Source organism: Actinoplanes sp. ATCC 53533 (assembly GCF_003947245.1).
On record NZ_QHHV01000115.1, the window covers coordinates 1 to 23236 of the forward strand.

At 71.3% G+C, this 23236-nt stretch carries 21 protein-coding genes and 1 pseudogene; 8 read left to right on the top strand and 14 right to left on the bottom strand.

Annotation, left to right across the window (positions count from 1 at the left end; all coding sequences use genetic code 11):
- The 4 genes from DMB66_RS33375 to glyA form a co-directional block, all read right to left on the bottom strand.
- Positions 1 to 384: F0F1 ATP synthase subunit A (locus tag DMB66_RS33375; protein WP_158647462.1), on the bottom strand; the 384-nt coding region annotated here is incomplete at its 3' end.
- A gap of 15 nt (positions 385 to 399) precedes the next feature.
- Positions 400 to 633 carry an AtpZ/AtpI family protein gene (locus DMB66_RS33380; protein ID WP_233625028.1) on the bottom strand — a complete coding sequence of 78 codons (234 nt, stop codon included), beginning with the start codon at positions 631 to 633 and terminating at the stop codon, positions 400 to 402.
- 209 nt (positions 634 to 842) lie between these two features.
- Entirely contained in the window at positions 843 to 1328 is a 486-nt protein-coding gene (locus DMB66_RS33385; protein ID WP_233625029.1) for a hypothetical protein, read from the bottom strand.
- Positions 1329 to 1392: 64 nt separating this feature from the next.
- Positions 1393 to 2682, bottom strand: a complete 1290-nt coding sequence (glyA, locus tag DMB66_RS33390; RefSeq protein WP_125808108.1) for a serine hydroxymethyltransferase — start codon at positions 2680 to 2682, stop codon at positions 1393 to 1395.
- A gap of 85 nt (positions 2683 to 2767) precedes the next feature.
- Between glyA and DMB66_RS33395 the strand changes: the two genes are divergently transcribed.
- Entirely contained in the window at positions 2768 to 4216 is a 1449-nt protein-coding gene (locus DMB66_RS33395) for an SDR family oxidoreductase (RefSeq protein ID WP_125808109.1), read from the top strand.
- On the opposite strand, the gene DMB66_RS33400 is transcribed toward DMB66_RS33395, so the two are convergent.
- The 4 genes from DMB66_RS33400 to prmC are packed head-to-tail and all read right to left on the bottom strand — an operon-like array spanning position 4213 to position 7343.
- Positions 4213 to 5163, bottom strand: coding sequence for an L-threonylcarbamoyladenylate synthase (locus tag DMB66_RS33400; protein ID WP_125808110.1), 951 nt, complete (start codon positions 5161 to 5163; stop codon positions 4213 to 4215). The two genes, DMB66_RS33395 and DMB66_RS33400, sit on opposite strands and share 4 nt — an antisense overlap.
- Positions 5160 to 5783, bottom strand: a complete 624-nt coding sequence (locus DMB66_RS33405) for a phosphotyrosine protein phosphatase (RefSeq protein ID WP_125808111.1) — start codon at positions 5781 to 5783, stop codon at positions 5160 to 5162. The genes DMB66_RS33400 and DMB66_RS33405 overlap by 4 nt, the downstream gene beginning before the upstream one ends.
- Positions 5784 to 5785: 2 nt before the next feature.
- A complete protein-coding gene (locus DMB66_RS33410; RefSeq protein ID WP_125808112.1) occupies positions 5786 to 6430 on the bottom strand; it encodes an L-threonylcarbamoyladenylate synthase in 645 nt (214 codons plus the stop codon).
- Positions 6431 to 6467: 37 nt separating this feature from the next.
- Positions 6468 to 7343, bottom strand: coding sequence for a peptide chain release factor N(5)-glutamine methyltransferase (prmC, locus tag DMB66_RS33415; RefSeq protein WP_125808113.1), 876 nt, complete (start codon positions 7341 to 7343; stop codon positions 6468 to 6470).
- 98 nt (positions 7344 to 7441) lie between these two features.
- Between prmC and DMB66_RS33420 the strand changes: the two genes are divergently transcribed.
- Positions 7442 to 8947 carry a diguanylate cyclase domain-containing protein gene (locus tag DMB66_RS33420; RefSeq protein ID WP_125808114.1) on the top strand — a complete coding sequence of 502 codons (1506 nt, stop codon included), beginning with the start codon at positions 7442 to 7444 and terminating at the stop codon, positions 8945 to 8947.
- Positions 8948 to 8972: 25 nt separating this feature from the next.
- On the top strand, positions 8973 to 10316 hold the full coding sequence (locus tag DMB66_RS33425) for a PQQ-binding-like beta-propeller repeat protein (RefSeq protein WP_125808115.1): 1344 nt from the start codon (positions 8973 to 8975) through the stop codon (positions 10314 to 10316).
- On the opposite strand, the gene prfA is transcribed toward DMB66_RS33425, so the two are convergent.
- Both prfA and rpmE read right to left on the bottom strand, forming a co-directional pair.
- A complete protein-coding gene (prfA, locus tag DMB66_RS33430; protein WP_125808116.1) occupies positions 10300 to 11391 on the bottom strand; it encodes a peptide chain release factor 1 in 1092 nt (363 codons plus the stop codon). The genes DMB66_RS33425 and prfA overlap by 17 nt on opposite strands.
- 76 nt (positions 11392 to 11467) lie before the next feature.
- Positions 11468 to 11692 (bottom strand): 50S ribosomal protein L31, encoded by a 225-nt coding sequence (gene rpmE, locus DMB66_RS33435; RefSeq protein ID WP_125808117.1) that lies wholly within the window; start codon positions 11690 to 11692, stop codon positions 11468 to 11470.
- Positions 11693 to 11946: 254 nt separating this feature from the next.
- On the opposite strand from rpmE, the gene DMB66_RS33440 reads away from it, so the two are divergent.
- The 4 genes from DMB66_RS33440 (at position 11947) to DMB66_RS33455 (ending at position 15485) form a co-directional block, all read left to right on the top strand.
- Positions 11947 to 12786: a hypothetical protein gene (locus tag DMB66_RS33440; protein WP_125808118.1), complete on the top strand. Its 840-nt coding sequence runs from the start codon at positions 11947 to 11949 to the stop codon at positions 12784 to 12786.
- 247 nt (positions 12787 to 13033) lie between these two features.
- Entirely contained in the window at positions 13034 to 13960 is a 927-nt protein-coding gene (locus DMB66_RS33445) for an RNA ligase (RefSeq protein ID WP_233625034.1), read from the top strand.
- A complete protein-coding gene (locus DMB66_RS33450; RefSeq protein ID WP_125808119.1) occupies positions 13957 to 14853 on the top strand; it encodes an AAA family ATPase in 897 nt (298 codons plus the stop codon). The genes DMB66_RS33445 and DMB66_RS33450 overlap by 4 nt, the downstream gene beginning before the upstream one ends.
- Positions 14853 to 15485, top strand: coding sequence for an RNA ligase family protein (locus DMB66_RS33455; RefSeq protein ID WP_125808120.1), 633 nt, complete (start codon positions 14853 to 14855; stop codon positions 15483 to 15485). The genes DMB66_RS33450 and DMB66_RS33455 overlap by 1 nt, the downstream gene beginning before the upstream one ends.
- A gap of 157 nt (positions 15486 to 15642) precedes the next feature.
- On the opposite strand, the gene DMB66_RS33460 is transcribed toward DMB66_RS33455, so the two are convergent.
- The 3 genes from DMB66_RS33460 to thrB form a co-directional block, all read right to left on the bottom strand.
- Positions 15643 to 16824, bottom strand: coding sequence for a nitric oxide synthase oxygenase (locus tag DMB66_RS33460; RefSeq protein ID WP_125808121.1), 1182 nt, complete (start codon positions 16822 to 16824; stop codon positions 15643 to 15645).
- A gap of 132 nt (positions 16825 to 16956) precedes the next feature.
- Positions 16957 to 19197 (bottom strand): transcription termination factor Rho, encoded by a 2241-nt coding sequence (rho, locus tag DMB66_RS33465; RefSeq protein ID WP_125808122.1) that lies wholly within the window; start codon positions 19195 to 19197, stop codon positions 16957 to 16959.
- Positions 19198 to 19490: 293 nt separating this feature from the next.
- Entirely contained in the window at positions 19491 to 20426 is a 936-nt protein-coding gene (gene thrB / locus DMB66_RS33470) for a homoserine kinase (protein WP_125808123.1), read from the bottom strand.
- 83 nt (positions 20427 to 20509) lie between these two features.
- Between thrB and DMB66_RS33475 the strand changes: the two genes are divergently transcribed.
- A complete protein-coding gene (locus tag DMB66_RS33475; RefSeq protein ID WP_125808124.1) occupies positions 20510 to 21022 on the top strand; it encodes a hypothetical protein in 513 nt (170 codons plus the stop codon).
- 905 nt (positions 21023 to 21927) lie between these two features.
- On the opposite strand, the pseudogene DMB66_RS33480 reads toward DMB66_RS33475, so the two are convergent.
- Positions 21928 to 23148 (bottom strand): annotated as a pseudogene (locus tag DMB66_RS33480) (MFS transporter); the annotation flags it as partial.
- Positions 23149 to 23236 lie beyond the last annotated feature (88 nt).

Genomic DNA, 23236 nt, shown 5'->3' on the forward strand with positions numbered 1-23236 from the left:
CGGGAAAGCGATGTGCGAGTTCGGCGAGATCTGAATCAGCGGCACGATGCTGAAGAAGTTCATCACCAGGATGAAGCAGAAGAGCGTCGTGAGGTAGGGCGCGAAAGCGACGCCGCGCGGCCCGATCATATCGACAGAGATGTTGTTACGCACGAATCCGTAGAGGCTCTCGGCGAGCCACTGCTTCTTCGTGGGCACCAGCTGCGGCTTCCGGTACGACACCAGGAAGTAGATGATGATCAAGGCAACGGCCACCCAGACCAGCAGTGTGATCTTGGTGAACCAGTACGTGTCGTGCGCGCCCCACGGCAGGATGCTGGGCAGGTAGAAGTCCTCGACGCTGGGCGGGAACTCCGCTGCGAGGACCGTCGACTGACCGATCACCGTAGCCCTTTCCTGTCAGGCGCCGAGACGGCGCACAATGAGGTAGACACCGCCGGCGATGCCAATGACGGCGCCGATGCCGGCGAAGATGCCCTTGGTTCCGACGTAGTGGTCGACCAGCCAGCCGATGCCACCCCAGACCAACATGCCCCCGAGGAGATAGCTGACCGCCGTCATGCCCATGCCCGTATCGGGCGGGTTCTGACCGTCGTCGCCGCGGGGGTTGCTGGGAGGTTCTTGACCGGTCATGACGGCCCGAACGATATCAGCCGGCAACACGAAGCTAAGCGGGACCCCCCGCACAACCGCAGTTGTCCAGGCGTCAGGGGTCTCGCAACTCGCCAACACGGTACTCCTCCGCCGCCAGAACGGGACAACTTTGCCGTGCGACAGTCACCGATTCGTGGTAGACGCCCCGGAAAAGCAGCACTGACCAGTCGAAACTCCGGTGCCGAAGATCACTTGGAGAGGCTGGTGCGGGCCACCCACCAGATCTGCACGGCCGTCCAGCCGAGCACGCCGGCGACGACCCCCCAGCCCATCGCGACCCGACCCGGCCACTCCGAGGAGATCACAAAAGCCAGGATCACGCCGAGCAACGAGTACTTCACCACGTAGGTCAGCAGCCCCAGCGGCATCAGCAGCGCGGGCCGCACGGTGTCCGCCCAGGCGATCACCAGGGTCGACATCGTGAAGCTGACCGTCACGATGGCCACACCGGCCGCCGCACCCGCCGCGGCCAGGCCGCCGCCGGCGAGGAAGCCGACCGACGCGGCGCAGATCATCAGCGCCACCGAGAAGGCCGTCAGGAAGGGCAGGTGCTCGACCCGCCAGCGCGGGTCCTCCGGCAGCGGCGGCAGGTCGGGCAGGGGGCGGTCGTCGTCGAGGTCGTCCCGGCCGCCGTCGGCCTGGGCCGGCACCACGCGGTCCGCGGAATCGTTCACGCCGGTCATACGGTGCCTTTCTCTGGCAGGCCCCGCACTCGCAGGCTCGCACCGGTGCGGTCGGTCATACCCCCACCTCGGCCCGGTCGTATGCCGGGAAGCGCCGGACGAGCTCGGCCGCCTCGTCGGCGACCGCGCGCAGCCCCGTCGCGCCGCCCGTCGAGGCCGGGTCCGCTCGCACGGCCGCCGCGATCAGGCCGGCGATCTGGCGCATCTCGCCCTCGCGCATCCCCTGCGTGGTGACGCTCGGGGTGCCGACCCGGATGCCCGACGCGGTCGCCGGCGGCTCCGGGTCGTACGGGATGGCGTTCTTGTTCAGCGTGATCCGGGCGCGGTCGCAGCGCCCCTCGGCGTCGCGGCCGCTGACCCCGACGTCGCGCAGGTCGACCAGGGCCAGGTGGGTGTCGGTGCCGCCGGAGACGGGACGCATGCCCTCGGCGGACAGCCCGGCGGACAGCGCCTGGCTGTTCTTGACCACCTGGCCGGCGTACGAATGGAAGCCGGGCAGCGCCGCCTCGCGCAGGGCGACGGCCTTCGCGGCGATGGTGTGCATCAGCGGACCACCCTGAGTGAACGGGAAGACGGCCTTGTCGATACGCGCGGCGAGCTCCTCACGACACAGGATCATGCCGCCCCGCGGTCCGCGCAGCACCTTGTGGGTGGTGCAGGTGACGACATCGGCATGCGGTACGGGCGACGGGACGGCCCGGCCGGCGACCAGGCCGATGAAGTGCGCCGCGTCCACCATCAGGTAGGCGCCGACCTCGTCCGCGATGTCGCGGAAGGCCTTGAAGTCGATCAGCCGCGGATACGCCGTCGCGCCGCAGACGATCAGCTTGGGCCGGTGCGCCTGGGCCAGGTCGCGGACCTCGTCGTAGTCGATCAGCTCGGTGTCGCGGCGCACGGTGTATCCGACCGGATGGAACCACTTGCCGGAGAAGTTGACCCGGCTGCCGTGGGTGAGGTGACCGCCGTGCGGCAGCCCCATGGCCAGCACGGTGTCCCCCGGCTGGATCAGCGCCGCGTACGCCGCCATGTTCGCCGACGAGCCCGAGTGCGGCTGGACGTTCGCGTGCTCGGCGCCGAACAGCTCCTTCGCCCGGTCGATCGCCAGCTCCTCGGCGCGGTCCACCTCGGCGCAGCCGCCGTAGTAGCGCCGGCCCGGATAGCCCTCCGCATACTTGTTGGTCAGCGTCGAGCCGAGCGCCGCGAGCACCGCCGGTGAGGTGAAATTCTCGCTCGCGATGAGCTGGAGCCCGCCGCGCTGCCGTTCGAGCTCGCCGAGGATCACCTCGGCGATCTCCGGATCCTCGTGCTCGAGCGCGGCGAAGTCGGGACCCCAGAAAGTCTCCATGGTGCGCTCCCCCAGATTCAGCCGGCGACGCTGCCGGAATCGAGCATATGGCTTATGGGCCCCTACCTGCGGGCACAGTGGTGGTATGCGTTGTCTCGTCACGGGCGCCACCGGGTACATCGGCGGTCGCCTGGCTCCCCGGCTGCTCGACGCCGGCCACCGCGTCCGCTGCCTTTCCCGCAGTGCCGCCCGGCTCCGGGACGTGCCGTGGGTCGGCCGCGCCGAGGTGGTCGAGGGCGACCTGTCCGACCCCGCCACGCTGCCGGCCGCGTTCGCGGGCGTCGACGTCGCCTACTTCCTGGTGCACTCGCTCGGGCAGCGCGACTTCGAGCGCGTCGACCGCGAGGCGGCGCGCAACTTCGCGGTCGCCGCCAAGGCCGCGGGGGTCGGCCGGATCGTCTACCTCGGCGGCCCCGAGCCGCCGCCCGGCGAACACCCCTCGGCCCACCTGCGCTCGCGCGCGGAGGTGGCGCGGATCCTGCTGGCCAGCGGGGTGCCCACGGCGGTGCTGCGGGCCCCGGTGATCATCGGATCGGGCTCGGCCTCCTTCGAGATGCTGCGCTACCTGACCGAGCGGCTGCCGATCATGATCACCCCGCGCTGGGTGCGGAACCGGATCCAGCCGATCGCCGTACGCGACGTGCTGCGGTACCTGATCGGCGCCGCTACCCTGCCGGCCGAGGTCAACCGCGGCTTCGACCTCGGCGGCCGGGACGTGCTGACGTACCTGGAGATGATGCGCCGCTACGCCGAGGTCGCCGGCCTGCGCCGGCGGATCATCCTGCCGCTGCGCCCGCTGAGCCCCTGGCTGTCGGCGCACTGGGTCGGCGCGGTCACGCCGGTGCCGAATGCGATCGCCCGGCCGCTGGTCGCCAGCCTGATCCACGAGGCCTTCGCCCGGGAGCACGACATCGCCGAGTACATCCCCGACGAGGGCCTGCTGGGCTTCGACGAATCGGTGCGGCTGGCGCTCGGCAAGATCCGCGACGCGAACGTGGAGACCCGCTGGTCGAACGCGGTCGGCCGGGACGCCGCCGCCGAACCGCTGCCCAGCGACCCGGAGTGGTCCGGCGGCAGCGTCTACGTCGACGAGCGCACCCGCGAGGTCGCCGCGCCGCCCCGGGCGCTGTGGCGGGTGATCGAGGGCGTCGGCGGCGAGCACGGCTGGTACTCCTTCCCGCTGGCCTGGACGGTGCGTGGCTGGCTGGACCGGCTGGTCGGCGGGGTCGGCCTGCGCCGCGGCCGGCGCGACCGCGACCACCTGCTGGTCGGCGAGGCGCTGGACTGGTGGCGGGTCGAGGAGATCAGGCCGGGTGAGCTGCTGCGGCTGCGCGCCGAGATGCGGGTGCCGGGCCGGGCCTGGCTGGAGATGTCGGCGGAGCCCGGCCCGGACGGCACCAGCGTCTACCGGCAGCGGGCCATCTTCGTGCCGCGCGGGCTGGCCGGGCACGCGTACTGGGCGAGCGTGCTGCCGTTCCACGGGGTGATCTTCAGCGGCATGGCCCGCAACATCGCCAACCAGGCGACCCGCTAGCGCGCGGCGCGGCCCAGGCGGTCGCGGACGGCCAGCCAGTCCTCGGTATCCGGGGGTGTCCGCACGATGATCGTGCCCGCCCCGGCGTCGTCCAGCCGGTGCAGGGCCGCGTACAGGTCGGCGGCGTACTCCCGCGGGTCGGCGCTGAGCACCTCGGCCGCGTCGAAATTGTCGGCCGTCTCATAGCTCAGCACCGCGACCGGGGCCGCCAGGCCGCCGCGGTCGACGGCCTGGACGTCATCGACCAGCAGCACCGTCGCCTTAGGGGCGTAATGCCGCCGGCTCATGCCGGGGGCATTGCGCGCCGCGCCGTCGGCCACCGCGTCGGGCAGCGCGATCGCGCCGGTCACCTCGCGCAGCGCCCGCAGGGCCAGCGCGCCCGGGCGCAACAGCGTCGGCGTGGGTGTGGTCAGGTCGAGCACCGTCGACTCGATGCCCCACGAGGCCGGGCCGCCGTCCAGCACCAGCGGCACGTCGGGCAGGCTGCGCAGCACGTGCCCGGCGGTCGTCGGCGAGATGCCCTCCGACCGGTTCGCGCTCGGCGCCGCCAGCGGCAGCCCGGAGGCCTCCAGCAGCCGCAGCGCGACCTCGTGCGCGGGCACCCGGATCGCGATCGTCGGAGTCGGCGCCCCCACCTGCGGCAGGTGCTCCGCGCGCTCGACGACCAGCGTCAGCGGGCCCGGCCAGAACTGGGCGGCCAGCTCGTTCGCCGCGTCGGGCCACTCCCGGGCCAGCGCGCGGGCCGCCGCCACGTTCGCCACGTGCACGATCAGCGGATTCCAGGACGGGCGGTTCTTCAGGCGGTAGACCTCCGCGATCGCCTTCACCGAGAAGGCGTGCGCGCCGAGGCCGTACACCGTCTCGGTGGGGAACGCGACCACGGACTCGCGCCGCAGCAGGTCGACCGCCCGGCGCAGGCCGTCGGCGTTCGGTTCGACGATCGTCACGCGGGCCTCGGCGCTCCCGGCAGCAGGGCGTCCACGAAGGCGTACAGCGCCTCGTCGATGTCGTCGGCGATGCGCTGGAAGGTCTGGTCGCCCCGGCCCCACGGGTCGTCGAGGTCGTCGCCGGACTGCGGCTCCGCCTCGCCGCGGTGCTCGTTGATCGCCGCGACCAGGGCGGTGGCCCGGGCGGCGAACGTCTCCGGCTCGGTGCCGGCCGGCGGCAGCGACGTGGTCTCGATGTCGCGCAGCAGCCGGCCCAGGTGGCCGAGGACGAACGTGCGAGCGGCCGCACCGGGCACCAGGGCGTGCACGTAGTCGCTCTGGTCGGCGGTCGCGGTCAGGATCAGGTCGGCCTCGTCGAGCTGGGCGCTGGTCAGCTTGCGGGCCGCGAAGCCGTCGGTGCTGCCGCCGCGCAGCGTGATCTGCCGGGCCGCGGGCGGATTCATCTCCTCGCCCTCGTGCCAGCCGCCCGTGCCCGCGCTGACACTGCGCAGCAGGTCGCCGAGCTCGGCGTCGGCATCAAGCTTGCCGAGCCGCTGGGTGGCGGCCAGCACGAGCAGCCGCTCGGCCATCGGCGAGCGACAGATGTTGCCCATACACACGTGCAGCACAGTGAACGGCATCGTCAGGACTCCACAGCCAGGATGTCCGGCACCACGTCGCGCAACTTCTCGTACGGCACCGCGCCGTTGCGGAGCACCCGCGGCACGTCGCCGGTGACGTCGACGATCGTGCTGGGCGCCGGGTCGGGGGCCTCGCCCGCCTCGAGATAGATCCGGACCGCGTATTCCAGCTGGTCGCGGGCCTCCTCGGCGGTGACCGGCGAGGGCTGGCCGATCTTGTTGGCCGTGGTGACCGCCATCGGGCCCACCTCGCGCAGCACCTCCAGCGCCACCGGATGCAGCGGCATCCGGACCGCGACCACACCGCCGGTCTCCCCGAGATCCCACTGCAGGCTGGGCGAATGCTCGACCATGATGGTCAGCGCGCCGGGCCAGAACGCGTCGGCCAGCTCGCGGGCCGCCTTGGGCAGCGAGTAGACCAGGCCGTCCAGGGTGTGCCGGGAGCCGACCAGCACGGGCGGCGGCACCCGGCGCTCCGTGCTGCGGGCATTCTGCAGGGCATTGACGGCGTGCGCGGTGAACGCGTCCGCGCCGACGCCGTAGACGGTGTCGGTGGGCATCACAACGAGCTCACCGCTCTTGACCGCCTCGACGGCCGCGGCGATGCCGCGATCGCGCTCGGCCACGGCCCGACAGTCGTAGAGCATCACAAGATGCAGTGTGCCATGGTGCGCGCGAACTGCCCTACACGCGGCGGGCAGTCGCATATCGTGGGCGGCCGGTCAGGTCCAGGTGGGCGACGACCTCGGTGAAGCGCCCGTCGGCCCGCAGCAGCTCCGGGACGGCCGCCGCGTGCACGTCGTCGTGCTCGATGCCGACCACCCCGCCCGGCCGCAGCAACGCCGCCGCCAGGCCGATGACCGGCCGGATCACGACCAGGCCGTCCGCGCCGCCGAAGACCGCCTCCGCCGGGTCGTGATCGGCGACCTCCGGGGGTACGGGGGTACCGTCCGGCACGTACGGCGGGTTGCAGAGCAGCACGTCGACCATGCTCCGGCACTCCGACAGCAGGCCCGGATCGGTGACGTCCCCCGCGACCACCCGCACCGCGGCGAACGCCTCGGCGTTGCGGCGCAGATAACCGAGCGCCGCCGGGGACCGTTCCACCGCGATGACCCGGCCCGGCGCGGCCTCGTCGGCGACGGAGCAGGCGATCGCGCCCGTACCGCTGCACAGATCGACCACCGTGGCACCCGGCGCGGTGTGCTCGATCCCCCAGCCCGCCAGCAGCTCGGTCTCCGGCCGCGGCACGAACACGCCATCGCCCACCGCCAGCTCGAGATGCCGGAAGGCGGCCGTGCCGAGCAGGTGCTGCACCGGGATCCGCCGGGCCCGCCGCTCGACCAGCGCGGCGAAACGCCGCGCCTCGTCGCCGCGCACGGTGTCGATCAGCGGCAGCCGGCCGCGGCCCACCCCCAGCGCGTACGCGGCGAGCAGCTCCGCGTCGACCCGGGGCGAGCCGACCCCCGCCTCGGCCAGCCGCGCGGTGGCCTTGGCCAGCACCGGCGCCAAGCGCGTCCGTTCCGTCCCCGCGGAGGGGTGTTCGTACGTCGGCGTCACGGCATAATCATGGAACGTCGTCTCTCGACGGTGACCGGCCGGGTCATCCGTCGATGAACGGCGTCGGCAGGAGGGGCCTGGATGGCCGTGGCGGCACCATGACGTGGTTGGATCAGCTTCCGGACTCCATCGACGAGTTGCGCAGCGCCGGCAAGCTCCAGCAGGTGGGCCGGTCCGCGGAGGCGTTGTCGATCCTCGACAAGGTGCTCGCCACCACGGCCGACCCGATGACCCGGGCGTACGCGCTCGTCCAGCGGTTCGGCGCGCTGATCAACCTCGGCCGGGCCGCCGAGTTCGCCACCGCGATGACGCTGGCCGCCAATGCCGTCCGGGAGACGTCCGACCCCTACCTGCGCGGGCAGATGCACGCGTTCGCGGCGCTCGGCGCCCACCTGCAGAGCGCCCTGGACCGCGGCGTCACCCACCTCGTGCAGGCGTCCCGGGCGCTGGCGGCGGTGCAGACCGGCGACAGCGAGACGGCGTGGGGCTGGCACGACCTCGCCATGGCGTACAGCTATCTCGGTTTCCACGGCCATGCGCTGACCGCCATCGAGCAGGCCCGGCAGGTCGGCGCCGCCGCGGGCATGGCCAGCGAGGTCTTCGCCGCGCCGGGCATCCGGCTGCGCAACGCGGTCTCGCTGGACCACCAGGGCGACACCGACGGCTGCCTGCGGGTGCTCCGCGACATCGACGCCGAGCTGGCCCGCTATGTGGCCACCGGCGCCGACGTGCGGCTGCGCCCCAGCACCCGGCCGGTGTACGGCTACGCGCTGGCCCGCCGGGCCGCCCTGGGCGAATCCACCGAGACCGACGTGGCCGCGCTGCTGACCGGCGGCGGCGACAGCGTCCGCTCCCGCGACCTGCGCCATCTCGGCACCGTCTGCCTCGACATCGCGGCGGACAAGCCGGGCGAGGCGCTGCGCAAGCTCGACTCCGTGCCGGTCTCCCAGGAGATCCTCGGCGCGGCCGAACCGGCCCGGCTGCGCAGCATCTGCCACGCCTCAGCCGGCGACCACGAGGCCGCGCACGCCGCCGACCGGCACGCCTTCCGCCTCGCCGCCCAGCGCATCGACCGGCTCCGCGACGGCTACCTCGACGGCGTCGCCGCCCGGCTGGACGCCGAGGAGACCAACCGCGACCTGGGCCGATACGGCGACGAGACCCTCACCGACCCGCTCACCGGCCTGCCCAACCGCCGCCAGCTCGAACGCTACGTGGCGACGATGCTGGCCCGGGGCGAGCGCGCGGCGGTCGGCGTCTGCGACCTGATCGGCTTCACCGCGGTGAACGCCCGGCACGGCCGGCACTGCGGCGACCTGGTGCTGCAACGCATCGCCGGAGTGCTCAACCGGGTCATGCGCCGCGGCGACTTCGTGGCCCGCTTCGCCGGTGACGAGTTCGTGGTCGTGCTGCCCGGCGCGGGACCGACCCAGGCGGCGGAGGTCTCCCGGCGGATCAGCGCGGCGGCCGCCGGGGAGAATTGGCAGATCCTGGTCCCGGGCACGCCGATCGGGCTGGCCGCGGGCTGGTCCGAGGTCGGCACGAACGGCCGCACCCTCAGCGCCGCCCTGGCCGCGGCCGCTTCCCACCGCACCCCCGCATAGGGCGCCCGGGTCCTAGGCTCGCCCCATGGCCGTCATCGAGCTCGGGTTCGTCGCCTCCCACGGCGACGAACCGTCGGCCGAGCCCGCCCGGCGGTGGCGCCGCCGAGCCGAGCTGCGGCGCGTGCTGGTGGCGTTGGTGGCGGTCTGCTGCGTGCTCACGGTGACCGGTTCGGCGCGACCGCACCCGAGCGGGCTGACCCAGCTCTGGAGCATCCCCTACAGCCCGGACGCCGACGGATACCGGCTGATCGGCGACACCCTCTACATCCTGAGCCAGACCGGCGAACGGCGACTCACCGCCCACGACATCCGCACCGGCGCGGTGCGCTGGTCGACCGCGAACGTCGAGGACTCCAGCTGGGTGACCGCCGTCGAGGGCGGCGTGCTGCTGATGCCGACGAGCGTCAGCACGATCAGCGGCGAGGATCCGGACGGCATCAGCTACTCCCGCGAGGTCAACCGGGACACGGTGGCGATCGACGCCGCCACCGGCCGGCGGCTCTGGCAGAAACCCGGCGAGTTCACGACCGCCCTCGGCGACCGGGTGCTGCTGGCGGAGTGGAACGAGACCGGCGAGCGGGCGCGCCGGCTGCGGATGGTGCGCCTGCGTGACGGCGGCACGATCTGGTCACGCGACCGCGGCGACCTGGCCTCCTGGTCGACCGACACGACACCCGGCACCCTGGCGGACCGCCTGGTCACCGTCACCGCGCAGGGCCGGGTCGAGGTGATCGCGCTGGCCGACGGCTCGGTCGTGACGACCGGGACGCTGCCCTGGTCGGCGGCGACGCGAAACAACGACTACTCGACGATCACGGTGCAGGGCCGCCGTTTCTACCTGGACCAGACCGTACGGGACCGGTCAACGGTCACCGCCTACGACACCGACACGCTGCGGCCGCTGTGGGCCGCCGCGCAGACGTCGTCCGGTGGCTCGTTCGGCTGCGGGCCGGTGGTGTGCATCCTCGACGGGGAGTCGACCTCCGGCCACGACCGCGCGACCGGCGCGCGGATCTGGCAGCTGCCCAAGTCCACGAGCACCTACCCGCTGACCAACGGCCGGCTGCTGATCGACGAGGACAACGGCGCCCGCCGCGCCCTCATGGACGCGGCGACCGGGCGGCGCCTCGCCGACCTGGGCACCGGGATGCCGGTGTGGGACTCGCTGGGCCGCGCGATGCCGTACCTGGTGGCCCGCACGACGCAGCCGCCCGGGCGCACCTCGGTCAGCAGCTTCGATCCGGCGACCGGCGCGGTGTGGCTGCGCGGCGCGATCCCGCCGACCCTCGACTTCGGCTGTCAGAACGAGGCCGACCTGCTGGTCTGCCCGACCCAGGACAACCGGCTGATCGTCACGGACGTCGGCTGATCTCCGTCTCGCCGGCCAGCCGGGCGGCCCGGTCGGCCTCCGCCAGCGCGTCGAGCACCGCGTCGAGCTCGCCGCCCAGCACCAGATCCAGGTTGTAGGCGGTGTAGCCGATCCGGTGGTCGCTGATCCGGTTCTGCGGGAAGTTGTACGTGCGGATCCGCTCCGAGCGGTCCACCGTGCGCACCTGCAGCTTGCGGGCGTCGGAGGCGGCCGCGTCGGCCTGCTCCTGGGCCATGGCGAGCAGCCGGGACCGCAGGATGCGCATCGCCGACTCGCGGTTCTGCAGCTGACTCTTCTCGTTCTGGCAGCTCACCACGGTGCCGGTGGGCAGGTGGGTGATGCGCACGGCCGAGTCGGTGGTGTTGACCGACTGCCCGCCGGGACCGGACGAGCGGAACACGTCGACCCGGATGTCGCCGGGCTCGATGTGCACGTCGACATCCTCGGCCTCGGGCAGCACGAGCACCCCGGCGGCGCTGGTGTGGATGCGGCCCTGCGACTCGGTGACCGGCACCCGCTGCACCCGGTGCACGCCGCCCTCCCACTTGAGCCGGGACCAGACGCCGTGGCCGCCCGCGGGCACGCCCTTGGTCTTCACCGCGAACGAGACGTCCTTGACGCCGCCCAGGTCGGAATCCTGCGCGTCGATGACCTCGACGATCCAGCCGTGCTTCTCCGCGTACCGGCCGTACATCCGCAGCAGGTCGCCGGCGAACAGCGCCGACTCCTGGCCGCCCTCGCCGGCCTTGATCTCGACGATCACGTCCTTGGCGTCGTGCGGGTCGCGCGGGATCAGCATCTCGCCGAGCTTGGACTCCAGCGGCGCGAGCACGGCGGCGACGGCCTCCACCTCACCGGCGAAGGAGGGGTCCTCGGCGGCGAGTTCCCGGGCGGCGGCCAGGTCGGCGCGGGCCGCCTCGAGCTCGGCGTGCGCGGCGTTCAGCGGCGCCAGCTCCGCGAAGCGCCGCCCGACCCGCCGCACCAGGGCCTGGTCGGAGTGGATGGAGGGATCCTCCATCTGCTTCTCGAGCTGCGCGTACTCCTCAAGCAGGGTCGACAACCGGTCGGTACTCACGCCGTCTCCTTCGCTGGAACCCAAACACACGAACGGCGCCCGACCCCGGAATCCGGGGTGGGCGCCGTCGAGGCAGCTACTTCTTCTTGGCCGCAGTGACCTTCGCGTACTTCGCCTGGAACTTGGCGACGCGGCCCGCGGTGTCCAGCACGCGCTGCTTGCCCGTGTAGAACGGGTGGCAGGCGCTGCAGGTCTCGACGCGGATCTCGCTGCCCTTGGCGGTGCTACGGGTCGTGAACGTGCTACCGCAGGAGCAGACGACCTCGGTCGAGGTGTACTCCGGGTGGATACCGCTCTTCATGGTTTCTCGGTCCCTCTCGATGATGTGGTCGCCGGGTCGCCGTCAGCACCGAACCGCCCCGCTAGGGCGGACGACTCGAGCGTGAACCGGAACCTTTACTGGCCGATGGACCAGTCTGCCATGTCACCTGCCCAGATCAGAAATCCGGAGGCATTCTGTGGTCCACCGGCTGCAACGCCCCCGAGCGGCAACGCATTCCCAAGCCGATCGACATTCCTGAACGTTTGATGTATCTACGTTGGTATGCTGGTCCGATGTCACCACGACGGGGTGCCGGGGGCAGGTTCATCACCGATGAAGCAACGAAACGCGTCCGTCACGACATCTTCGGCACGGCCAGTGCAGAGTCCGCCTGGCTGGCTGGCCTGATCGCCGCAGACGGGAACATCAGCCCGGACTTGAAACGCGTCGGCCTGGCCCAGTCCGGAACCCGAGGCCGCCTCCTCATCGAGGAGGCGCGGCGCATTACCGCCCACACCGGCACCGTGAGCGCGACCCAGCCAGCGAAAGGCAACGTCAGTTACGGCATCACGATCGGCTCGACCAAGATGATCGAAGATCTCCGCGACAAGTACGGCATCACGCCTCGCAAGACACTCACTTACAAGTGGCCACCGTGCGACCCCAGTCTAGTTTCGCCGTTTCTGCGGGGCTATGTCGATGGCGATGGCTGTGTGGGCATCTATCCGACCCCCCAAGGCAATCCCATGCTCCACCTCTCCTTCGTCGGCACCCCCTCCTTCATCCAGGGCGCCATGGCCGCGATCCCAGCGCACGGCCGCTGTCGAGTCATCACCCGATGCAAATCCCTCCAGGAGGCCAGATATCACGGCCGACACGCCTGGGCTGCGGCTACCTGGCTGTACGCAGACACGGGCCTGATCCGGTCGGCCAAGCAACAGGCCTTCGCGCACTATCAACAACTCCTGCGAACCGATCCACCGAAGTGGCATACCTGGGCAATCGAACGACAACGGATACTGACGCTGATGAAGGCCGGAAAGACCCCCGTTCAGATCGCCGCCGAGACGGGTCTGCCCGTCAGCCGGATCTACAACCTGGGGTGGCAGACGAGGAAGGCGGCCGCCGAATGAGGGTGCGAGGTCATCAAGAGCGGCGTTACCGTAAGCCGCTCTCAAGATCTTGCCAAGAAAGGCATCTGTCGTGAACACGCCTGCCGACCACCCGGTGACCACGCTCGCCGACATCCTGGACACCGCAGCTCTAGCTACGGCGGTGCAGGACGGCCTGGTGCGGCTGCAGCGCCATCCACGGCAGCCATACCTCATTCACAACTACACAGAGGCCTGCCAGTATTCGGGTGCGTGGAGTCCGGTAACCATGGCATGCCGCGGGCTCATCGTCGATGAAACGACCGGCGAGGTGCTTGCGCGCCCTTTCCCGAAGTTTTTCGGGCATGAACAGCGCGAAGCACCTGAACTGCGGCTGGAATCCGCAGTGACCGTAACGGACAAAGCAGACGGATCGCTAGGTATCATTTTCCGCGACGGGGACGAACTCGCGGTGGCGACCCGTGGGTCGTTCGCGTCGGATCAGGCGCTGCACGCCACCGAGGTGCTGCGCCGCCGGTATCCGGAGTTTGTCCCGCCCGCGGGGCGCACCGTCCTGGTCGAGATCGTCTACCCGGAGAACCGGATCGTGCTCGACTACGGCGGCCTGGACGACCTGATCCTGCTCGGCGCCGTCGACATCGCGACCGGCCGCACCTTCGGGCCGGCCGGGGTGCCGCAGTGGCCGGGTCCGGTCGTGGACTCCTTCGCGTATGCGACGCTGGGTGAGGCGCTCGCCGCGCCGCCGCGGGACGGCCGGGAAGGGCTCGTGGTGCACTTCACCGACTCGGACGAGCGCGTGAAGATCAAGTACGCCGAGTACGTCCGGCTGCATCGGCTCGTGACCGGGCTCTCCGCCCGTACCGTCTGGGAAGTGCTGGTCTCCGGCGGTGACCTGGACGCGCTGACCGAACCCCTGCCCGACGAGTTCCACGCGTGGGTCACGGCCGTGGCGACCGAGCTGACCGAGGCGGTCGCGACGCTGGCCAAGGCCGTCGAGGCGGAGTTCGCGGCGATCGTCGCGGAGCTGCCGGCGGGCTGGGGCCGGCGCGAGTTCGCGGCCCGGGCCGTGCGCAGCGACCAGCGGGGCGCGCTGTTCCTGCGGCTGGACGGCAAGGACTACCGTCCCGGCCTGTGGCAGCTCGTCCGCCCGGCCGGCGACGTCACCCCCAGCGGCAACCAGGTGAGTGAGGAATGACCAGACTGCTGATCACGCGCGGGCTGCCCGCCTCGGGCAAGACCACCTTCGCGCGCAAGCTGCAACCGCAGGTCGTCCGGGTCAACCGGGACGACCTGCGGCGGATGCTGCACGGGGAGCGGCTCTTCACCCAGCGGTCCGAGGCCCAGGTGACGCAGGCCCAGCGGGCCGCCGTGGAGGCGCTGCTGCGCGCGCACGCCGACGTGATCGTCGACGACACCAATCTCCGGGCCAAGACGGTACGGGAGTGGGCCGAGCTCGCGGCCCGCTTCGACGCGTCGTTCGAGGTGCACGACTTCACCGACGTGCCGCTGGAGGAGTGCGTGCGGCGCGACGCGGAACGCACCGGGGAGGAACGGGTCGGCGAGGAGAACATCCACCGGATGCACAAGCGGTATCTGGCCGGCAAGAATCTGCCACTGCCGATCCCGTACGTCGATCCGGGCGGCCCGGGTGTGGTCTACGACCCGGATCCGGAGCTGCCGCCGGTGGTGCTGGTGGACATCGACGGCACGGTCGCGCTGATGAACGGCCGCAGTCCGTTCGACTGGCACCGGGTCGGCGAGGACGCCCCGAATCCGGCCGTCATCGCCGCGGTCCGGGCCATGCACGCGGCCGGGCATGCCATCGTCTTCTGCTCGGGACGCGACGCGGTGTGCCGGGCGGAGACCGAGGCTTGGCTGGATCTCTACGTGGATGTGCCGTACGAGGGCCTTTTCATGCGGCCCGAGGGCGACTCGCGCAAGGACGCGATCGTCAAGCGGGAGATCTTCGACGAGGAGATCCGCGACCGTTGGCGGGTCATCGGGGTTTTCGACGACCGCCAGCAGGTGGTACGCATGTGGCGCGCCTTGGGACTGACGGTGTTCCAGGTGGCGGAGGGGGACTTCTGATGGACGGGCGGGTCGGGAAGTATCCGCGGACTTTCCACCTGCCCGACTCCCCCGGCGCCACCGCCGACGACCGGATCCAGCGCGACCTGTCCTGGTTGGACGGTGAGCTGGTGGTGACGGAGAAACTCGACGGCGGCAATCTGACCTTCACCCGCGACGCCATGTACGCCCGCTCGGTCGACTCCGGCACCCAACCGTGGGACCGCCCGGCGAAGGCCCTCTGGGCGATGACGGCGTACCGGATCCCGGACGACTGGCGGGTCTGCGGCGAGTCCATGTGGGCCCGCCGCAGCATCCCCTACACGGACCTGCCGGGCGTCTTCATCGTCTTCGGCATCTGGGACGAGACGGACACCCTGCTCGGCTGGGACGACACGGTCGACTGGGCACGGCGCCTCGAACTGCCGGTGGTCCCGGTGCTGTACCGCGGCGGCAGCCTCACCGAGGCCAGGGCGGCCTGGGCACGGTCGCGAAACCCCGACTGCTCCGAGGGTTTCGTGGTCCGGAGCGCGGGCCGCATCCCGGCCACGGAGTTCTCCCACCGCCTCCTCAAGTGGGTCCGCGAAGACCACGTCCGCACCGACGCCGCCTGGCGCCACCGCGATGACTTCCCCCTGAACGAGTTCGCCTGACCTTCGGCGGACGAAGCACGGGAGGGCGAACAGCCGCCCTCGCCCGACCTCGGCGGGAGCGCCGGTCAGGGCCAGGCAACCAGGCACGACATGAACTTGACCTTGATCTATGCGCGGCCGGGACCCGGGAACCAAGAACGACAGGAAACGTTCCTCCTCAGCCGGTGAAGGGGCAGCGGGTTCCGTTCTGTGCCAACGACTGCGCCTCCGGGTCGAGGTAGAAGTTGGGGCGCAGGTCGAGCTCGGTGTAGTAGCGGTGATAGACCGGGGTGATCCCGCCGGAGATCGGCGGCACGATCCAGCTCCAGTCGGCCGGCACGAGGCGGCCCGCCTTCTCCTCGTTGCGCAGGTGGGTCAGGAAGCGCGCCGACTCGGTGTGATGGTCGCTGATCTTCATGCCCGCCGCCTCGAAGGAATGCAGGACGGCCCGGTTCAGCTCCACCAGGGCCCGGTCTCGCCACAGCGTCGATTCGTGGCTCGTGTCCAGTCCCATCCGGGCGGCGACCATCGGCAGCATGTTGTAGCGGTCCGGGTCGGCGAGGTTTCGAGCGCCGATCTCGGTGCCCATGTACCAGCCGTTGAACGGGGCCAGCGGGTATTGCACCCCGCCGATGGTGAGCCGCATGTTCGCGATCGCCGGGACGGCGTGCCAGCGCAGGCCGAATTCCGCGAACCAGCCGAACTCCGGGTGGGTCAGCGGCACCTCGACGATGGCGCGTTCGGGCAGCTCGTAGAGGCGCAGGCCCTCGCCCGGGGTCTCGATCGCCAGGGGCAGCACGTCGAAGGCCTCGCCCTTGCCCTGCCAGCCGAAGCCTCGCATGGCGGCGGTGAACTGCTCGTTGCGTGCGTCCCCGACCGGGCTGCCGTCCTCGGTGCGGTAGCCGGCGTAGCGGATCAGCTGTTCGTTCCACACCCGCGCGTACGGCTGGCCGGGCAGCGCCGCCGGGAAGATGCTGATCACCGGCCGGATCATGCCGGGCCGGTCGGCGCCGCCGCCGGCGATCTGCAGGTGGTGCACCAGCAGCGAGAAGATCTCGTCGGCGGTACGGGCCCGGCGCCGGTCCAGCACCACCAGGCTGCGCCAGTAGAGCCGGCCGATGCAGCGGCTGGCGTTGCGCCAGGCCATCCTGGCGCCGTGTGCCAACTCCTCGGTGGTGTGCACGTAGCCGCCGGTCGCCGCGATCTGCGCCCGCACGATGGCCAGCCGCGGTTCGACCGGCCCGAGGCGGGGGTTCTCGACGTAGCACTGCCGCAGGAAATCCTCGGCCTCGCCCGGATCGACCGGTGCGATCGGATCCCATCTCTCGGTCGGGTGGTCCCGGTATCCAGGAACGACCATCGGGTGCTCCCCACGTTGAGCTGAGGTGTCACGGGAGGTTCGCATGACCCCCTCCGGGAGCAAACGCACCTACTGTGCGACAAAGGGGCAGCCACCTCGCGGTGACTGCCCCTTTATGCCGTTTTCGGGCCTTTATTCGCCAGGCGTGGACTTGGCGATCTGCATCAGGAACTCGATGTTCGTCCGGGACTGCTTGAGCCGGTCGAGCAACAGATCCAGCGCCGCCGAGGACTCCAGCGAGCTCAGCACCTTGCGCAGTTTGTGGACGATCGCCAGCTCTTCCTTGCCGAGCAGGATCTCCTCCTTGCGGGTGCCGGACGGGTGGATGTCGATCGCCGGGAACGTCCGCCGGTCCGCGATCTTCCGGTCGAGCTTGAGCTCGGCGTTGCCCGTGCCCTTGAACTCCTCGAAGATGACCGTGTCCATCATCGAGCCGGTCTCCACCAGCGCCGTCGCGAGAATGGTGAGCGAGCCACCGTTCTCGATGTTGCGCGCCGCGCCGAGGAACCGCTTCGGCGGGTAGAGCGCGGTCGAGTCGATACCACCGGACATGATGCGGCCGGAGGCCGGCGCCGCCAGGTTGTACGACCGGCCGAGCCGGGTCACCGAGTCGAGCAGCACGACGACGTCGTGCCCCAGCTCGACGAGGCGCTTGGCCCGCTCGATCGCCAGCTCGGCGACCGTGGTGTGGTCCTGCGGCGGCCGGTCGAACGTGGCCGCGATGACCTCGCCCTTGACCGAGCGCTGCATGTCGGTGACCTCTTCGGGCCGCTCGTCGACCAGCACGACCATCAGGTGGCACTCGGGGTTGTTGTGGGTGATCGCGTTGGCGATCGCCTGCAGCACCATCGTCTTACCGGCCTTCGGCGGCGAGACGATCAGGGCACGCTGGCCCTTGCCGAGCGGCATGACCAGGTCGATGACCCGGGTGGTGAGGATGTGCGCCTCGGTCTCGAGACGCAGCCTCTCCTGCGGGTACAGCGGGGTCAGCTTGTAGAACTCGGGACGCCGGCGGGCCTCCTCGGGCTCCATGCCGTTGATGGTGTCCAGCCGGACCAGCGGGTTGTACTTGTCCCGACGCTGGTCGCCGCCGCCACTGTCGCGGGCCGCGGCCCGCACGGCGCCGGTGACCGCGTCGCCGCGGCGCAGCCCGTGCTTCTTGACCTGCGACATCGAGACGTAGACGTCGTTGGGACCGGACAGGTAGCCCGTGGTGCGGACGAACGCGTAGTTGTCCAGCACGTCGAGGATGCCGGCCACCGGCACGAGGACGTCGTCCTCATTGACGTGCGGCTCGCGGCCGGTGTCGCGACCGCTGTCCCGGCCACCACCCTCGCGGCCACCGTCACGGCCGCCCTCGCGGCCGACACCGGCACCGCCTTCGCCGTCACGGTCGCGTCCGCGCCGGCGGTCACGGAACCGGCTGCGGCGGCTACGCCGGCCGCCCTCGCCGTTGTCGCCGTCCTCGTCGTCCGGGCCGTCGGTGCGCGGGCCCCGGTCGTTGCGGTCGTTGCCGCGGTCGGGACGCTCGCTGCCGCGGTCGCTGCGGTCGTTGCGCTCGCCGACCTCGGCCCGCTGCGGGTTGCGCTGGCGGTCCCGGTTGCGGGGCTCGCCACGCTCCGGGCGGTCTCCCCGGTCGTTGCGCTCGCCGTCGCTCTGGCCCTCGACCGGGGCGCTGTCGCGGCGGCTCTCGCCCTGCTCGCGGCTGCCCTGATCGCGGCCACCCTGATCGCGGCCGGTCTGCTCGCGGCCGGTCTGCTCGCGGCTGCCTTGATCGCGGCTGCCCTGGTCACGGCGGCTGCGCCGGACGGGCTCGGCCTCGGTCGTGGGCTGCTCTGTTGCCGGAGCCGCGGACTGCGCGGCGGCGGGCTGAGCGGCCGCGGGGGCCTGCGCCTCGGGCGCCGGAGCCTGAGCCACCGGAGCCTGAGCCACCGGAGCCTGAGCGACCGGGGCCTGAGCCACCGGAGCCTGAGCCACCGGAGCCTGAGCCACCGGAGCCTGAGCGGCGGCAGCCTTGGTCGCCGCGGCCTGGGCAGCAGTGGCCTTGGTCACAGCGGCAGGCGCGGTCTCGACCGGCTCGGCCGCCGTAGCGCCGGAGCGGTTCGTGGTGCGCGGGCGTGGGGTGCTGGTGGCCTTGGCCGGCGCCGCCGGTGCCCCGCCGTTCTGCCGCTCCGAGATGGCGGTGATGAGCTCGCCCTTGCGCATCCGCGCGGTGCCGGAGATGCCGAGCGAAGCGGCGAGACTCTGCAGCTCGGGCAGCAGCATCGCCGACAGCCCCGTGCCGCCACGGCGACGCTTGGTGACAGCAGCGGTGGTGGCGCCGTCGTCAGCGACGTCAGAAACACCCGACGTCACGTCGGTGGTGTCGCTCAATGGATTCCTTCCGTCGAAAAAACCAAGTCCACCCGGGTCTGCGGCCTGGTGGCCGGGTGCCCTCGGAACCCGCTTCGCAACTGCGGCGCGGGAGTTTGCAGCACGGCAGCTCGACGGTTTCCCGACCCGTCAGACGTTGACGGATAGGTCTCGGCGAGTGCAGCGATCTGAGGATCCGCTGCTCGGCGACGTGCCTTGATGAGAATTGAGACCGGCAGAATGCCGTGAGTCTCGGGTGCGCGCCGAACCGCAGAGATCGCTTGCTTCGCGGCTGTGCTAGGTCTTGAGCGTAGTCAACTCTTACGACCTGCGGCAACAGGGCCCCGCTCGGCGTGTTCCACCATACTCCCTTTGACAAGAGCGCCGCCGCTATCCACGCCTAACGACTCGGCGCGCCACACGGCTCCGGGTCGGAAATCCGCTGGTACCGGGCTCAGGGCCAGCACCGTCGGGCCGGCACCGCTGATAACTGCCGCAACCCCGACAGAACGCAGCGACGCCACCAGGGAGGCCGAACCGGGCATCGCCACCGCCCGATAACCCTGGTGCAACCGGTCCTCGGTCGCCGCGAAGAGCAGCTCTGGGTCGCTGGTCAGCGCGTGCACCAGCAGCGCGGCCCGGCCGGTGTTGAACGCGGCGTCCGCGTGCGGCACGGCCGGGGGCAGCGCGGCCCGCGCCGTCGCGGTCAGGCCGCGTTCCTGCGGAACGAAGAGCGTCGGCCGTACGCCGTCAGCGACGTCCAGCCGCACGGCCCGGGAACCGGACGCCTCGGTCCAGGCGATGGTGAAGCCGCCGAGCAGACAGGGCGCGACGTTGTCGGGGTGCCCCTCCAGCCGCGCGGCGATCCGCAGGGCCGCCTCGTCGTCCAACTGCTCCCGCACCAGCGCGCGGGCCAACTGCACGCCGCCGACGATGGCCGCCGACGACGAGCCGAGGCCGCGGGCCTGCGGGATCCGGTTGACGCACTCCACGGCCACGCCCGGCGGCCGGGCACCGAGCTCATCGAAGGTGGCCAGCATGGCCCGGACGACCAGGTGACTCTCGTCGGTGGGCAACTCGCCGGCGCCCTCACCGGTCACGGAGACCCGCCAGGAGTCGCCGGTGACCCGGGCGCTCAGGTCGTCGTAGAGGGTGAGCGCCAGACCCAGCGTGTCGAATCCCGGACCGAGATTGGCGCTGGTGGCCGGCGTACGCACCTGCACCGGCTCGGAGACGAAGGTGAGGCCCATCGCCTCATGCTAGGCGTTGATCATTACCCACGCGTCACCGCCGCGACCGGAGGATGTCGCACCCGGGCATTAGGGTCGCGGGCATGAGCGTGGGATACCTGTTCTCGGGCGTGCTGGGCCATCTGCCGCTGCTGGCGGTGCTGATCGCGGGCTTCGTCCTGATCGCGACCCGCCGCGCGTGGCTCGGCCCGCGCAGCGTGCTGCTGGCCCGGTTGGGGCTGGGCGCCCTCGCGCTCTGCACCGTGCTCCAGCTGGCCTGGACCATGCTGATCCCGACGCTGTATTCGACGCTGGACTACTCGGTGATGCGATACGGCATGCTGCTCTCCGTGAGCGGCCTGGCCACGTCGCTGATCTCGGCCGCCGGGATCGGGCTGCTCATCGCCGCCGTGGTGACCCGGAGCCCCGGCCCGGCCTTCGCCGACCCGCCACCCACTGACGGGCCGCCCTTCGCCGGCCCGCCCTACCAAGCCGGCCCGCCACCCACTGACGGGCCGCCCCACCAAGGCGGCCCGCCCCACCAGGGCAGCCATCCTTACCAGGGTGGGCAGCCCTTCGGGGCCGGTGACCAGCCTGCCGGGCCGCCGTTCGCTTAGCCGCGGCGACCGCCCGGGTCCGGAATCACGCCGAATTGACCGACGTGAAGTTGGTGGCTCCGGCCTGGACGAGCTATTCCGAGGGGGAAAATGGTCGTAGGCCCCCAGGGGTGACGGTGGTGGTCCGAACAGCGACGTCAATGCTGTTTCCGAGCAGCTGTGGTTGGGGCGCCGACACCGGCAGGGTCGGTTGCGCGTTCAGCGCAAGGGATCCCTAACGCGAACCAGGTCGTCGGAATCGATCCGTCGGCGTCGCCGTTAGGCCCCACCCGCTAACCTCTCAAACGAGGGCGCCGCATTGGGACCTTGGCAACCAATGGCCCTCAGAGAGTCTTCGCGTGACTGGGTCGCCGATCGATCGCCATACCCCGATGAGGCGATCACGCGCACGGGCCTGCTCGGCGCCGCGGCCAGAAGTACCGGGCATAACGCCCACGACTCGGGCACTTCACAGCGAGACACCGTCTCCAGCGACGCCAAAAACCGCCAAGATTTATCAAAGTGGTCGATAAGTTTCAAGTAACGACGATTTAGCGGATCGAGCGCCCTCCGCGCCGGAGCGCCACAAGATCCCCACGATCCGCCCAAGCATCGCGCCCCTTGGTGCAGATCATCTAGTCCTTCGCGGTTGGGTCAGGCATCGACGGCAGCTAGAGCTTGGGGTCGGGGGCCGGCTCACTGCGCTGCCCTTCGCCAGCAGGCCCCGCGAAGTCGGCCAGGCCATCAGCGCCAGCCAGGCCGTGAACCGCGGCCGGGCCGTGAACCGCGGCTGGACCATGAACCCCAGCCGAACCGTTTGCCGCCGGCCCGCGTGCCGCCGCAGGACCAGCGGGGTCGGGAGTCGCTGTCCCGAGCGGCCCATGCCACCGTGTGTCGGCATCGGCATCGGCATCGGCATCGGCATCGGCGTCCGCCGGGCCGGCCAGTGACAGGTGGCGGGTCGCGATGCGCCAGCCGATCGCGTATACCAGGGTGATCAGGCCGCAGGCGATCAGGATGACCCGTTCGTCGACCCGGTCCACGAACGCGGCCGCGCCGAGCTGGCTCACCGAGATGGCCAGCGTCGCCAGCATCATGTCGGTGGCGAAGACCCGGCCGCGCAGCCGGTCTGGCACCTCGCCCTGCAGCGCGTAGTTGGACAGCACCCAGTTCGTGCCGCCCGCGAAGTGCGCCACGAAGACCAGCGCCAGCACGAGCGGGAACCAGGGCGCGAAGGCCACTCCGATATAGCCGAGGCCGTACAGGCTCATCGAGAGTGCCAGCCCCGGCAGCAGCCACGACCGGTGGTTGAGGACCGGGCGCATGACCAGCGGGCCGACCAGGGCCCCGGCGCCGCGCACGGCGAAGAGCAGGCCCGCGCCGAGGGCGCCGACGCCGTAGAGGCCCGCGAGCAGCGGGAAGACGGTCAGCACGCCGTTGCCGAGGCCGACCGCGGACTTCACCGTGATCAGGGCGCGCAGCCGCGGCCGGGCGCCGATGTAGCGCAGCGCCTCGATCAGGGCGTGCCAGGCCCGGGGCGGCATGAAGTCCGGATCCCGCGGCGCTTGCAGCGGCCGGCGGATCAGGGCCGTCAGCACCGCCGCCACGGACAGGCTGACCGAGGCGGCCGCGAAGCTGACGTACGGGCCGAAGACACTGCTGACGATGCCGCCCAGCGAGGCGCCGACGATGGTCATCGTGCCCCAGGCCGAGCCCGCGACGGAGTTGGCCGCGGCGAGATCCGCCGGCTCGACCACGTTCGGCAGCGCCGCCGAGGCCGCCGGGGAGTAGAACGCCTTGGCGATCGCGACGGCGCCGATGGCCACCAGGGCGAGCGGTGCGGTGGCGGCGGACCGCACGAAGAACAGCAGCAGGGTCGCCATGAGCGCGGCCACGTTGGCCGCGATGAGGATCGTGCGCCGGTCGACCCGGTCCGCGATCGTCCCCGTGTACGGCAGCAGCAACGCGTTGATCCCGGTGTCGGCGGCCAGCACCAGCGCGCCCCACACCCCGCTGCCGGTCAGCTCGGGCAGCAGCACCAGCAGCGGCACCATCACGAACCAGTCGGAGCCGAACACGACCAGTTCGGCCCCGAACAGCCGCCGGAAGTCACGGTTACGGGTAAGGACCGAGAAGGGAGTCACCACGTACCGGAATCTACCGGCCGCCCGGCGGGGAACGCGACGCGGCGGCCGACCCCGTCAGGGGGCCGACCGCCGCATGCGATTATCGCTG